Raw genomic sequence first — 13,270 nt, 5'->3', positions numbered from 1 at the left:
CGTATGAATTAAAAAACTTATACGATCTATACAAGCTGATTCATCATTTAATGAAAAGAATTTTATCGATATACCTCGACTCCTTCAAGGGACTGTCTCAAGCCGCATGGCTACTTGCCATAGTCATGCTTATTAATAGAATGGGAAGTATGGTGATTCCCTTTCTTGGACTCTACATGACCCAGGTTCTACATTTTGACATTAAACAAGTTGGTGTGGTATTGATGAGTTATGGATTCGGCTCCGTTTGTGGTTCCTATATAGGTGGCTGGCTGACTGACCGGATTGGTAGTTTCAAGGTTCAGTTCGGAAGTCTCGTATTAGCCGCTCCTTTATTCTTACTGATTCCACATTTCAAAGAGGTGCAGTCGTTATCCATCATGATTTTTACCTTAAGCTTAATCTTCGATGCCTTTAGACCTGCAAACTCGGTGTCAGTGGCGAGTTATGCTAAACCAGAAAATATCACGCGTGCTTTTTCATTGAATCGCTTAGCCATAAATTTGGGATTTTCAATCGGCCCAGCAGTTGCTGGATTTTTGGCCACCATCTCATTCAATTGGATCTTTTATGGAAATTCTTTTGCCGTCCTTTGCGCTGCAGTGATTTTCTTTGTCTTTTTTCATAAACGAGAAAAAAGAAGCGATATCAAATCAAAAAAAGAGATTATTCCTGAAAACGAATTGCCTCAAAAAAGACGAAATCCTTATACAGACCTGCCCTTTGTCTTATTCAATATCTTTTGTTGTATTTTCTCTTTTTGTTTCTTTCAGCTGATTACGACTTTACCACTTTTCTACCGTGAGGTTCATCATTTGAACGATCACCAAATCGGATTTCTACTCGGTTGGAGTGGTTTCGTTATTGTATTGCTGGAGATGTTTATCGTCCATATCGCTGAAAAAAGATTTTCGTTAATTAGCACGCTCGTCTTTGGAACATTTTTATGTGCCAGCTCTTATGCCATGCTAAATTTTACTGGCGGGCTCGGTTGGTTATATTTCACATTCTTTATTTTTGGTCTCGGCGAAATGCTGACATTACCTTTTATGGCAACGGTTTCTGTTAACCGCTCGACACCCAAAACACAAGGAGCATACATGGGCTTCAATTCCCTTGCTTTTTCAGCTGCAAATATATTTTCACCACTTTTAGGGACAAGCATAGTCGACTCCTTTGGTTTTACAACACTATGGTGGGCAACTGCATTGACCCTATCTGCAACGGCAATCGGGTTCTATTTGGTTCTGAAATGGATGAAATAGTATAAACTAAATAAACAAAAAGCGGGTGTATTTAAAATTAAATACACCCGCTTTTTGTAAAATGATTGATAACCTACCAAATTTTGATACGTTTATCGACCGGAACAAACATTTTGTCGCCGTTCTTTGTATCCCAAGCTTTATGGAAAGCATCCAGGTTAATGATCGGCGCAAAAGCGCGGTACTGTGCCGGAGAATGTGGGTCAGTTTTCACTTGATTGACCACAAACTCGTCTGTAGTCTTCGTTCTCCATATCGTTGCCCAGGAAAGGAAAAAGCGCTGGTCCTGCGTAAAACCATCTATTAATCCAGGATTTCCTTTATCTTTCAGATAAAGTTGCAATGCATCAAAAGCAACTGATGAGCCTCCCAAATCCCCAATATTCTCCCCTAATGTAAAGCGACCGTTCACAAAAACGCCCGGTACAGGCTCATAGGATTCAAATTGACGTACCAAAGCATCAGCCGCTGCTTCAAATTTCGCCTTATCACCATCGCTCCACCAGTTGTTCAGGTTTCCATTTCCATCATATTTAGCACCCTGGTCGTCAAATCCATGCGAAAGTTCATGACCAATTACCGCACCGATACCACCAAAATTAACTGCAGCATCAGCCTTATAATCATAGAATGGCGGCTGAAGAATCGCTGCCGGAAAGACGATCTCGTTAAACAATGGGCTATAATAAGCGTTCACAGTCTGCGGAGTCATCCCCCATTCAGATTTGTCAACTGGCTTATCTTGCTTCGCCAAATTTTGGTAAAATGCCCATTTACTCGAAGCCAATACATTTTCATATAACGATGTACCAACATCAAGTTTGCTATAATCTTTCCATTTATCCGGATAGCCAATTTTAACTTTAAACTTAGCCAGTTTGTCCAATGCCTTTACTTTCGTTTCATCCGACATCCAAGTTAATCCCTTGATATGCTGCCCGAAAGATTTAACAAGATAGCTTACAAGTTCTTCAGCTTCAGCTTTGGCCTTCGGAGGGAAGTTTTCTTTCACATATAATTTCCCTAATAATTCTCCTGCGATCGAATTGACAAATTCCACACCACGCTTATCTAAAGCACGCTGCTCCTTTTGTCCTTTTAACTTACGACCCCAGAAGTCAAAATACAGATCATTCAACTCCTGTGTGGTATATGACGCTGCATTATTTAAGATATGAAATGTCAATATCTCCTTGATTGCAGGTAGGTTTTCAGGACTGAAAACTCGATCCAAATTTTCATAATACTTTATTTCCGGCACAATAACAGTATCAGCCTTAAAACCGACATCCTTTAGGTACTTTGCAATATCGATGTTTTTCACCATCGTTTTTAGATCAGCTACAGCGATCGGATTATATCGACCATTAGCATCACGTGATTGCTCAACAGTTTTAAGGTTTGCCGCTATCTGTTTTTCAAAGGCAACAATTTTTGGACCTTTTAAATCCTTCGTAACCTGGCCCGATTTAGCATAAAGTGCAGAAATATAATTTGAATAGTCAGTTAACGTTTCTTCGTTCTTCTTATCTTTTACTTGATAATAAGAACGTCCCAACCCTAGACTTCCGCCGCCGAGGTATACCGTATTGACATCGGAATTTTTAAGATGCGCATATACATAGCCACTAAAAAAAGGATTTCCACCAATGGGTGCTACCTCAACAAGATATTTATATAAATCATCGAAATTCTTAATTGCAGCAATTTTAGTGAGATAAGGTTTAACAGGCGCTAAACCAAGTTTATTACGTGTTTTCATATCCACAAATGATTTATACAAATCACCTATTTTCTGATTGTCTGTACCCTTTTGGAACTGTCCAGATAATGATTCTTGCAAAACCTTCAAAGTAGCAATATCGGTATTTTCACGCAATTCGTCGAAAGAACCCCACCGTGCTTTATCGGAAGGTATTTTAACTGTTTTCATCCATTGCCCGTTCACAAAATTATAAAAGTCATCTTGAGGACGAACACTTTTATCCATGTAACTCACATTGATTGCATTGTTTTGCGCATGACCTGCTAACGAGCCGCAGGCTAACAAGGCAGCTAAAAGTAGATTTTTCTTCATATAAAAATTTAGTTTGTTTATCGCTATACACAAACTTAAGAAAAGTTCTTCTATTGTTGATGCAGCAAATATGGTTCTAATGACAACCAAAATTAAGAAGCATAGCTAGGTCTATGCTTTATTGCGGGTTGATTTACGTAGTACAAGGATAAAAATCAGTAAGAATAAGGCAATACCTGCGATCCAGATCCACGGATTAGCATACCATAAAGTACCATTCGCTTCTTTGAGTTTTTGATTTTCTTCTAGCGTAACCTGTGCTTTCAATAAAAAAAATGAAAGAACAGAACAAACTAGTAAAGCAGTCTTTTTCATATTTAATCACTTAACATGAATAGAATGCTTTTTTAGCCGTTTTTGTTTGAAATGAATTAAATTATCCTTGTTTGATTTCGCCTAAGTAAACCACATCTTTTAGATCAAAAGGAGTTTCTTGATACACGAAGTAATTCAACCAATTATTGAAAAGGAGGTTTGCATGGCTTGTCCAGCGTACTAGAGGACGGTTTTCGGGATTGTCATCGACATAATAATTTGCTGGCATAGCAATCTCCTGCCCTTTTTCTAAGTCTCTTTTATACTCTTCATCCAGTGTAAAAGGAGCATATTCTGAATGTCCCGTCAAATAAAACTCTCGTCCACCTCGTGAAGAAACAATAGCAATACCTGCTTCCGGCGATTCCGAAAGAATTTCTATAGCCTGTTTTGCCAGGAGATCATCCCTCTCAATAGTCGTATGGCGACTGTGCGGTATAAAGAACTCATCATCAAATCCACGGAATAGCGGATGTCTTTTGTTTAACGTAGTATGCTTAAATACACCAAAAAGCTTTTCCGCTAATGGCTTCTTCTCTACACCATAGAAATGATACAATGCAGCTTGAGACGCCCAACAGATATACAAACTTGATGTTACATGGGTTCGTGCCCAATCGAAGATGGTCTGAATTTCTGCCCAGTAGGTCACTTCTTCGAAAGCAACCATTTCAACTGGAGCTCCAGTAATAATCATCCCGTCGTAGAAATTCTCCTTAACCTCAGTCAAGCTCTTATAAAACATCTCCAAATGCTCTTCGGGAGTGTTCTTTGAAACATGCGTTTCAAGTCGCAAAAATTCCATTTCTACCTGCAAAGGATTATTTGACAGCAAACGAATAAAATCTGTCTCTGTCGTAATTTTAAGCGGCATTAAGTTCAGCACTAAAACGCGAAGCGGTCTAATGTCCTGCTCATTTGCTCTTAAATCACTCATGACAAATATATTCTCCTTTTTCAACAGCTCAATGGCAGGAAGGTTATTAGGAAGTTTGACCGGCATAGATAATTTCTCCTTATACAATTAGCATGCAAAATTAGCAAGAAAATGCCATAAATGCTAAATGAAACATAAATTATCTTCCATTATATTGTTATAATCTCCAACACCAAAATCTATTCCTTACTTAAATCCAATAGGGATTTTCTGAATTTCTGCGAGCCAAAATTCATTCCACCTACATGCTTAATGACCAGCTTACCAGCCTTGTCCAAAATAATTGTTGTGGGTATGCTTGTGGTACTCAATCCATTCGGCAACGCCGAATTTAACTGATAGACAGGTAGACTATATTTCCTTTTCGCCATAAATTTTCTCGAAGCGCTAAGATTTCCATCAATATCGACAGACAAAACAATAATAGTGTCGTTGCCCTTAAAGTCCTTATAGAGTTGATCCAATGAAGGCATCTCAGCAAGACAAGGTGGACACCATGTCGCCCATAAATTAATAACCACAACTTTCCCCTTGAGTTGATTTAGGGTCAACACATTGTTTTTACTGTCCCTAAAGCTAAGATCATACCCTTCGGTCCAGCCATTGTCCTCCCCTTCGGCAACAGAAAGTGTACTTGCTTTACCCGGAAATGGGCTGCAAAACAACAAACTAACCAAGAAAAGGACACTATAATTTACTCTTTTTCTCATACAACACTGTTTCTAAGCATAAACATTAACATAACGTTTGCATCCTAATTTGATTGTCTCTAAATCAGAAAAAGCAATCTTTTTTTTATCCAATTTTTTAATTCATTATTTACAAAGGCATAAATTCCGTTTTGGAATACAAAAGCCGAAAGATATGTGTAAAAGATATTACAAACAAATTCGGGGATATGTGTATTATATAGTATGAAAATAAGTAAATGAATATGAGCAAAGAGAAATCAATACGAGAAATTGAAATTAACGGAAAAGTTTACCAGTATAGTGCTATTAAAGATCTTCCCGAAGGTAATATCACGCACCTACCATTTAGTATCCGGATACTACTGGAAAATGTATTGCGTAACCATGATGGATTTAGCATCACGGACGAGCATGTCAATACCCTGATTCATTGGACTCCACAGCCTGTTGACAAAGATATACCCTTCAAACCGGCCAGAATTTTAATGCAGGATTTTACCGGAGTACCTGCTGTAGTCGATATGGCTTCCCTACGTGCCGAATTTATCCGTCATGGCAAGGATGGACAAAAAATAAATCCCGCTATCCCTGTGGATCTAGTTATTGATCATTCCGTTCAGGTCGATTACTTTGGCACAGACTACTCGTATGACAAGAATGTCGAGTTGGAATATGAACGCAACCGCGAGCGTTATGAACTCCTTAAATGGGCACAGAAAGGATTGAAAAATTTTACCGTTGTTCCTCCGGGTATGGGTATCTGCCATCAGGTCAATTTGGAATATCTTGCCAAAGGAGTAATTGAACGCGACAATTGGCTTTTTCCGGATACCTTAGTAGGGACGGATTCACATACACCAATGGTCAATGGTATTGGTGTACTAGGTTGGGGAGTTGGTGGCATTGAGGCTGAAGCAGCCATGCTTGGACAACCTATTTTTTTCACCTGTCCTGAAGTTATCGGCCTTAAACTTATGGGCAAAATACCAGCGACATGCACCGCGACCGACATGGTCCTTTCGATAACAAAAATACTTCGCGATAAAGGTGTTGTGGGTAAATTTGTTGAAGTATTTGGCGATGGATTGGACAGCCTTTCGGTGACAGATCGTGCCACAATCTCCAATATGTCCCCCGAATTTGGCTGTACGGTTACCTATTTTCCGATTGATGACCGAACCCTTGAATACATGCATAGCACCAATCGAAGTGCAGAGCAGATTAAAATTGTTGAAGATTATTGTAAAAGCAACTTACTCTGGCGCACAGGCAAGGAAGAAATTCAATATTCGTCGGTTGTTGAATTCAATTTATCGAGCCTGGAGCCAACTGTATCTGGCCCCAAAAGGCCTCAGGATAAAATTCTAGTGAAGGATTTAAAAACCACATTTTCACAACTCTTAGACAGCGAACACCATCGACAATATGTCCCTGTTTTGCAACGATCGGAATCTGCCTGGCTTGCTGACGGCGGCTCTGGCACAGAGTTTACCTTTGGTAAGGTACCCGTCGAACATGATTCACCGCATGAAGTTATTCAAGAGTCTATTCATGCCGTTCGCATCAAACACAATCATAAGGAGTATATTGTCAGTGATGGCAGTATTGCGATTGCAGCTATAACAAGCTGTACCAATACCTCGAACCCTACTGTCATGATCGGTGCAGGATTATTGGCCCGTAACGCCATCGAGCGCGGACTTCGCACCAAATCCTGGGTAAAGACCTCTTTAGCCCCTGGCTCAAAAGTCGTTACACAATACCTTGAAAGATCAGGACTTAGTGCTGATCTTGATGCCCTGCGTTTTCACACCGTGGGTTACGGTTGTACCTCCTGTATTGGAAACTCCGGTCCTCTTCCACCACAAATAGCAGAGGCGGTAGAAAAAGGTGAACTGATTGTTGCCTCGGTATTATCCGGTAACCGAAATTTTGAGGCCCGTGTGCATCCACAGGTAAAAATGAACTTCTTAATGTCGCCGATGCTTGTTGTTGCCTATGCACTGGTCGGAAGAGTGGATATTAATCTCTTGGAGGAACCATTGGATTACGACCCTAACGGTCAGCCCGTATATCTGAAAGATATTTGGCCAAGCCGCGAGGATATTATCGAAACCGTCAATGCCTGCGTCAAACAATCGGATTTCCAAGAAGTCTATGATGTCATCTTCGACGGGTCGACAGACTGGCAAGAACTTGAAGTGAATCTTGATCAAAATTACCAGTGGGACAACACGTCCACCTACATCAAAGAATCGCCATTTTTTGAAAATTTACAAGCAATTCCTAATCCAATACAGGATATTCAGAATGCGAGGGTATTACTCTATCTTGGTGACTCGGTGACAACGGATCATATCTCACCCGCTGGTTCATTCAAAGAAGAAACTGCAGCTGGACAATACCTCAGATCACATCAGGTAAGTAAAGAAGATTTCAACTCTTATGGATCTAGACGTGGAAACCACGAAGTCATGATGCGCGGAACATTTGCCAATGTGCGTATTAAAAACAAAATTACCGATCGTGAGGGTGGTTTTAGTCGGTATTTCCCCACCAATGAGGTGAAGACTGTTTTTGAAACCGCAATGGAATATCGCAAAAACAACACAGCGCTCATCGTACTGGCAGGAAAAGAGTATGGTTCGGGTTCCTCGAGAGACTGGGCAGCGAAAGGGACATTCCTCCTTGGCGTACGGGCGGTTATCGCTGAAAGTTTCGAGCGTATCCACCGAAGTAATCTTGTCGGTATGGGCGTAGCACCTCTTGTATTTATCAATGACGAAAACGCAGAGAAATTAGGACTAGATGGAACAGAAGTCTATAACATCACGGGACTTGAGACCGATTTAACACCTCATAAACTCCTCACGGTAAATGCTGTTCATGAAAATGGAAAAACAACCACATTTCAGGTGAAAGCAAGACTTGATTCAGCCATTGAAATAGAGTATTTTAAGAATGACGGTATTCTACAATATGTGCTGCGTCAGTATTTAAAGAACAACTAACATTGTGCAAATTAGCGGATCGGAATACCTAAAATAGTAAAGGGCACTGATCAGTGCCCTTTAACAAACTATATTAAAACCTACCAGAGTTCTACAATACGTCAGTCTTCCCCCCAGCACCCCAAGAATTATGTTTTATGGCTACACCAAAAATAGCTATAAAAAATCCCCCTTTTTATCCCTGAAATCAGGTATTTTGTCCGCAAGCGGAAATAGCGCCTTTGACTTTATTTTAAAGTAAAATCATTCGGGAGAATTGCTTATTTTCGCTAAAATCAATGCCAACACGATACAGAATGGAAGAACTTGTCGAACAAACAATCACTAAACAAACATTTACACCTGAACTAAAGCAAGTTCAGGAATTCTACAAATGCACCTTTGAGCAATGTGATTTCCAGAACGCAGAACTCGTAGATCTCCTATTCACAAATTGTGAATTTAAATCGTGTAATCTTTCCAATGTCAGTCTAAAGGGCACACAATTAGATCATGTTGTTTTTAATGACTGCAAAATGCTAGGCATACACTTTAATGAATGTAGTTCATTTTCCTTTCATGCCAATTTCAGCAACTCGGTTCTGGATTACTCCTCTTTTTTTGAAAGAAATATAAAGAAGTTCCAGTTTGAACAATGCTCTTTGCAACATGTGGATTTTGAACGGGCCAACCTTCAACAGGTGCTGTTTAAAAAAACGAATTTGTTAAATGCCCGATTTGTACAATGCAATCTCGAGGGCTGTGACTTTCGGTCTTCGATCAATATCCAGCTAGATCCAGAGGTCAATCGTATGAAAAAAAGTAAATTTGGTCCGGAACAACTGCCTGGTCTACTACTTAAATATCAACTGTTTATTGATTAAATATGGGAAAGGCCGTTCAACTAACTCCCAAAATCAATGTATTCATTTGAAACATGTTGATTTATCGTTAAATAACGGATTTCAGGGATAAAACACCTCACTTTGAATCAGGATATTTGTCATTCAAAGTTTAAGAAGATGAAAAAAATATCCCTATCATTCGCAGCTATCTTAGCGGCCAGCACAATGTCGTTTGCCCAGATCAATAAAGCATTCAAGATCAACTATGCCATTACGTATGCTGTCGATCCCAGCGAAGAAGCACAAGCAGCTCCAGTTTCTGTTTACGAAGCGTATGTTAACAATGATAAAATAAAAGTTATATCGGCTTCCGGAGACGGCGAAGAGTCAATCTTTCTCATTAAAAAAAATGAAGAACAATCAATTATATTGTACCCAGGACTGGCAAAATACGTCGTTAAAGAAAATGAGCTCAGCCCACATGCGATCAAATTCGTCCCAAACCAAACGAAAATGATTGCCGGTTATCCCTGCAAACTAGCTCAGGTCGAAATTCCTATTTCAGAAGATAACGAGGAAAACAGCACCTTATCGATCTGGTATAGCGATAAATTGCCAGTCACCTATTGGGAGGGATTTGATCTGTTCAAAAAAATCCCCGGGGCTGTGCTACAGCTAACAACACCTCTTGGAATGGATATGATTGCCCAGAACATCGCCGATAGCCAACTGGACGATAAAGATTTTATCGTATCTGAGGATTATGAGCAAGTAGCATCCATTTATGACGACGAGGAAGATTCGGAAGAGAGCAACCAGATTGCTGAAAATCTGTATTTATTTGAAGATGCTGCAACTAATCTCATAGGGGTACAAGACGGCGAAGAAAAAACAATTGTACCAGCACAATACCTATACATCGCACCATTTGTTGGCGATCTTAGTATAGTTCAATATAAAAATGAAAAATATGGTGCCATTAATCTGGCCGGTAAACCAATCATCCCCTTCCAATACGATTATTTAGGTTACGATGATCACCTTGGGCAACTGGTTTTTGGACTAAACGAAAAATATGGGGTCATGGATAAATCCGGCAAAATTTTAATTTCCGCAAATTATGATATGATATCGTTTATTAACGGTGGTTATGCCGTATTTCAACAGAAAAATAAATATGGTATATTGAATCAGGCGGGCAAAATAATTGTCCCGGCGACGTATAGCTATATTTCTGAAAATAATTCAACGCATTTCATCAGCATCGAAAACGACACGTATAATCTTACTGAAATAAAAACCAATAAAATCGTTGCTCCCGACTACGATTTGATTTCAGTTACAGAAGAACCTAATCTTTTCCTTGCTAGTAAAGATGGAAAGTATGGTTATTTAGATGGCCAGGGAAAAGTGGCCATACCATTTATATACAGCGGGGCCACCTCTTTCAGTGATGGCGTGGCTTCTGTCTCTTTAGCGGATTCGGACGATGTAATTTTGATTAATACAAAAGGTGAACGTGTAGAAATGGATGCCGCGGCAGAGGCAACAGACACAATTTAAGAACCCTATAATAAAAAAAGGCAGCAGATATATCTGCTGCTTTTTGTTATAGGGTTGCCGATCATCAAAGATCAATAGGAGTTTATTTTTTCTTTTTAAACAGCCCTTTGCCGATCGTAAATAAAACCACCACGATAAGACCTCCCCCTAGGCCAAATAACAGCTCTTTTATCATTCCTGGCAGAGCTGGTAGCGCATGGTGTAAGAAATCAATATAATGCGCAAATATTCCGCCTGAAACCAGAATTAAAGCAAATGTACCTACAACAGCCAATAATTTGATAACAAAGGGTAGCGCACGGACTAAAAACCGACCTAGGCTCGCAATAGGGCCTTTTTCACGTGAGGTTTTAATCAATTTATAACCGGCATCGTCCATACGAACGATAAGTGCTACAATACCATAGACTCCAACTGTGGCCAGAAAAGCAACAACCGAAACCGTAATAATTTGTAAGGACAAGCTTTTTCCCAAAACCGTTCCCAAAGCAATAATGACGATTTCCACAGAAAGAATAAAGTCTGTCGTAATAGCCGATTTTACCTTCGCTTTTTCAGCAGCAACTGAGTTTTCAGCAACGACAGTCTCCACTTTTGTTTCCTCCGTAGGATGTTTGCGATGGAACAGGTATTCAATAATCTTCTCAACACCTTCAAAAGCAAGATAGAAACCTCCCAAAATTAGAATATATTTGATGGCAATTGGAAAAAAGACATTTAGTAATAATGCTATTGGTACAATTATCAACTTATTGAGCAGAGAGCCCTTCGTAATTGCCCATAAAACTGGGAGCTCGCGTGAAGCTAAAAAGCCAGTCGCTTTCTCGGCATTAACCGCTAAATCGTCACCTAAGATTCCAGCAGTTTTTTTTGTTGCGATTTTACTCGCTACTGCCACATCATCCATCAATGCTGCAATATCATCTAGAATTGCAAATATTCCTGAAGCCATATTTATATAAAAATTGAACGTAAAAATATAAATTTAATTCAATTTTGAAATAAGGAATTTAATCCATTTGCAATATCAAGCTACATTACATTTGAATTAAATACGTAATTTTAATACCACAAGGACAACCATTATGAAAAATTTGCTTACACAAGAGGAACAGTCAATGCTACTCGAAACGCTAAAAGAAAGGTTTCAGAAATTCCCCAAACGACACCCACAGATCAGCTGGGACGAAGTAGTGCATAAATTGCTTGAAAGCCCCCAAAAATTATGGAGCTTGTTCCAAATGGAAAAGAGCGCTGGCGAGCCCGACCTTGTTATTATTGATCCAAACAAAAAGCAGTATGCTTTTGTGGATTGTACAGAAGAAAGTCCCAAAGGAAGGAGAAGCCTCTGTTTTGACCAAAAAGCCTTAGATGACAGAAAGGAAAACAAACCTATTGGAAGTGCTGTCGAAGAAGCTAAAAAAATGGGAACCGAGCTGCTTTCTGAACAACACTATCGCCAACTCCAAATGTTAGGTGAATTTGATTTAAAAACTTCCAGCTGGATACAAACTCCGGAGGCTATTCGTAAGCTTGGTGGCGCCTTATTCGGTGACAGACGTTACAACCAAGTTTTCACCTATCATAATGGCGCGATCTCCTATTATGCGGCACGGGGCTTTCGTACCATACTTTTTCTTTAAATAAAAGCACTTAACCGTCAAAATATAAAACCTATATGAAAACAATTTTAATCGCCACCCTGCTCTTTTGCTTGGGAGCTGCTCAACCACTTTTTTCACAAGTCTCTTTTCCTTCTTTCTTAGAAGGAACGTGGAAGGTTGACAATAAAGAGGAATACGAACAATGGGATCGTATAAACGATCATGAATTAAAAGGCCTTTCCTATGCGTTGAAAAATGGCCAAAAGATAGTCAGTGAATACCTAAAATTGACCAAAATAAAGGATAAAATCATATATACAGCACTGGTCATCGGACAAAACAATGGGAAAGAAGTCAATTTTGAGCTAAATTATCAGGATAGTACCTATTCTTTTGTTAATGAAGCCCATGATTTCCCTAATTACATTCGATATACACCCGTCGCTACAAACCGACTTCATATATCAGTGGAAGGAAAATCGGGAAAAGTCAGATCTTTTTATGTGACTAAAATCGTACCCACAACGACCCTAGCGAACCCAAATTACGATCAGGAACTCGCAAAAAAATTAGGGGCCGATGATTATGGAATGAAATCCTACATCTTTGTCCTCCTGAAAACTGGCGAGAATAAAACAACAGACAAACAATTTATTAATGAATGTTTCAAAGGTCACATGGAAAATATCAATCTTCTCGTAAAAAATGGGCAACTGATTGTTGCTGGCCCATTTGGAAAAAATGACAATAACTTCCGGGGCCTTTTTATATTAAATAACATGGCTTCTATTGATGCGGCAAAGCGTATTTTAGAAAACGATCCGGCGATAAAGAATGGTCTCTTAGAAGCTTCATTTTACCCTTGGTATGGTTCAGCTGCTTTGGCAGAATACCTGTCTCAAGTAGATAAAATCTGGAAAAAACAACATTAGCTGTTTGTTCGTGACATACAGCTGTCATTTGCCGATCTAACTTTGGGGAA

General features: G+C 39.4%; 11 protein-coding genes. 6 read left to right on the top strand and 5 right to left on the bottom strand.

Annotated features, from left to right (window positions below; all coding sequences use genetic code 11):
* Window positions 1–50 precede the first annotated feature (50 nt).
* Complete coding sequence (locus M2419_RS08615) at window positions 51–1,265, top strand: MFS transporter (RefSeq protein WP_153847336.1); 1,215 nt, start codon at window positions 51–53, stop codon at window positions 1,263–1,265.
* 73 nt (window positions 1,266–1,338) lie between these two features.
* Here the strand turns inward: M2419_RS08615 and M2419_RS08610 are convergent, their stop codons facing one another.
* The 4 genes from M2419_RS08610 to M2419_RS08595 all read right to left on the bottom strand — a co-directional run bounded on the left by M2419_RS08610 (window position 1,339) and on the right by M2419_RS08595 (window position 5,304).
* On the bottom strand, window positions 1,339–3,342 hold the full coding sequence (locus tag M2419_RS08610) for a M13 family metallopeptidase (protein WP_159726661.1): 2,004 nt from the start codon (window positions 3,340–3,342) through the stop codon (window positions 1,339–1,341).
* Window positions 3,343–3,453: 111 nt separating this feature from the next.
* On the bottom strand, window positions 3,454–3,657 hold the full coding sequence (locus tag M2419_RS08605; protein ID WP_153847338.1) for a hypothetical protein: 204 nt from the start codon (window positions 3,655–3,657) through the stop codon (window positions 3,454–3,456).
* A gap of 61 nt (window positions 3,658–3,718) precedes the next feature.
* Window positions 3,719–4,660: a homoserine O-succinyltransferase gene (gene metA, locus M2419_RS08600; protein WP_259254780.1), complete on the bottom strand. Its 942-nt coding sequence runs from the start codon at window positions 4,658–4,660 to the stop codon at window positions 3,719–3,721.
* A gap of 113 nt (window positions 4,661–4,773) precedes the next feature.
* A complete protein-coding gene (locus M2419_RS08595) occupies window positions 4,774–5,304 on the bottom strand; it encodes a TlpA disulfide reductase family protein (RefSeq protein ID WP_259254779.1) in 531 nt (176 codons plus the stop codon).
* Between the two features lie 224 nt (window positions 5,305–5,528).
* Here M2419_RS08595 and acnA point away from each other — a divergent pair, with 224 nt between their 5' ends.
* The 3 genes from acnA (at window position 5,529) to M2419_RS08580 (ending at window position 10,684) form a co-directional block, all read left to right on the top strand.
* On the top strand, window positions 5,529–8,297 hold the full coding sequence (acnA, locus tag M2419_RS08590; RefSeq protein WP_227550275.1) for an aconitate hydratase AcnA: 2,769 nt from the start codon (window positions 5,529–5,531) through the stop codon (window positions 8,295–8,297).
* A gap of 278 nt (window positions 8,298–8,575) precedes the next feature.
* On the top strand, window positions 8,576–9,160 hold the full coding sequence (locus M2419_RS08585; RefSeq protein WP_153847342.1) for a pentapeptide repeat-containing protein: 585 nt from the start codon (window positions 8,576–8,578) through the stop codon (window positions 9,158–9,160).
* Window positions 9,161–9,298: 138 nt separating this feature from the next.
* Window positions 9,299–10,684, top strand: coding sequence for a WG repeat-containing protein (locus M2419_RS08580; protein WP_159726657.1), 1,386 nt, complete (start codon window positions 9,299–9,301; stop codon window positions 10,682–10,684).
* A gap of 82 nt (window positions 10,685–10,766) precedes the next feature.
* Here M2419_RS08580 and M2419_RS08575 read toward each other — a convergent pair whose 3' ends face one another.
* Window positions 10,767–11,636: a DUF808 domain-containing protein gene (locus M2419_RS08575; protein ID WP_153847344.1), complete on the bottom strand. Its 870-nt coding sequence runs from the start codon at window positions 11,634–11,636 to the stop codon at window positions 10,767–10,769.
* 133 nt (window positions 11,637–11,769) lie between these two features.
* Here M2419_RS08575 and M2419_RS08570 point away from each other — a divergent pair, with 133 nt between their 5' ends.
* Together M2419_RS08570 and M2419_RS08565 are read left to right on the top strand one after the other, a co-directional pair.
* Window positions 11,770–12,327, top strand: a complete 558-nt coding sequence (locus M2419_RS08570; protein ID WP_153847345.1) for a DUF4256 domain-containing protein — start codon at window positions 11,770–11,772, stop codon at window positions 12,325–12,327.
* 35 nt (window positions 12,328–12,362) lie between these two features.
* The gene (locus M2419_RS08565) at window positions 12,363–13,220 is read left to right on the top strand and encodes a DUF6265 family protein (RefSeq protein ID WP_153847346.1); all 858 of its coding nucleotides are present in this window, start codon (window positions 12,363–12,365) and stop codon (window positions 13,218–13,220) included.
* Window positions 13,221–13,270: the final 50 nt, after the last annotated feature.

The organism is Sphingobacterium sp. BIGb0116 (assembly GCF_024808035.1).
In the GTDB taxonomy this organism is placed as follows: domain Bacteria; phylum Bacteroidota; class Bacteroidia; order Sphingobacteriales; family Sphingobacteriaceae; genus Sphingobacterium; species Sphingobacterium paramultivorum.
Note: the sequence above shows the minus strand (reverse complement) of the source record. Positions and strands in the feature narration are given on the sequence as shown.

What these genes read in the sequence shown, in the direction of transcription:
- M2419_RS08580 (WP_159726657.1), top strand. Translation starts at nt 9,299, where the DNA reads ATGAAAAAAATATCCCTATCATTCGCAGCTATCTTAGCGGCCAGCACA.
- metA (WP_259254780.1), bottom strand. Translation starts at nt 4,660, where the DNA reads ATGCCGGTCAAACTTCCTAATAACCTTCCTGCCATTGAGCTGTTGAAA.
- M2419_RS08565 (WP_153847346.1), top strand. Translation starts at nt 12,363, where the DNA reads ATGAAAACAATTTTAATCGCCACCCTGCTCTTTTGCTTGGGAGCTGCT.
- M2419_RS08570 (WP_153847345.1), top strand. Translation starts at nt 11,770, where the DNA reads ATGAAAAATTTGCTTACACAAGAGGAACAGTCAATGCTACTCGAAACG.
- M2419_RS08575 (WP_153847344.1), bottom strand. Translation starts at nt 11,636, where the DNA reads ATGGCTTCAGGAATATTTGCAATTCTAGATGATATTGCAGCATTGATG.
- M2419_RS08605 (WP_153847338.1), bottom strand. Translation starts at nt 3,657, where the DNA reads ATGAAAAAGACTGCTTTACTAGTTTGTTCTGTTCTTTCATTTTTTTTA.
- M2419_RS08585 (WP_153847342.1), top strand. Translation starts at nt 8,576, where the DNA reads ATGCCAACACGATACAGAATGGAAGAACTTGTCGAACAAACAATCACT.
- M2419_RS08595 (WP_259254779.1), bottom strand. Translation starts at nt 5,304, where the DNA reads ATGAGAAAAAGAGTAAATTATAGTGTCCTTTTCTTGGTTAGTTTGTTG.
- M2419_RS08610 (WP_159726661.1), bottom strand. Translation starts at nt 3,342, where the DNA reads ATGAAGAAAAATCTACTTTTAGCTGCCTTGTTAGCCTGCGGCTCGTTA.
- M2419_RS08615 (WP_153847336.1), top strand. Translation starts at nt 51, where the DNA reads ATGAAAAGAATTTTATCGATATACCTCGACTCCTTCAAGGGACTGTCT.
- acnA (WP_227550275.1), top strand. Translation starts at nt 5,529, where the DNA reads ATGAGCAAAGAGAAATCAATACGAGAAATTGAAATTAACGGAAAAGTT.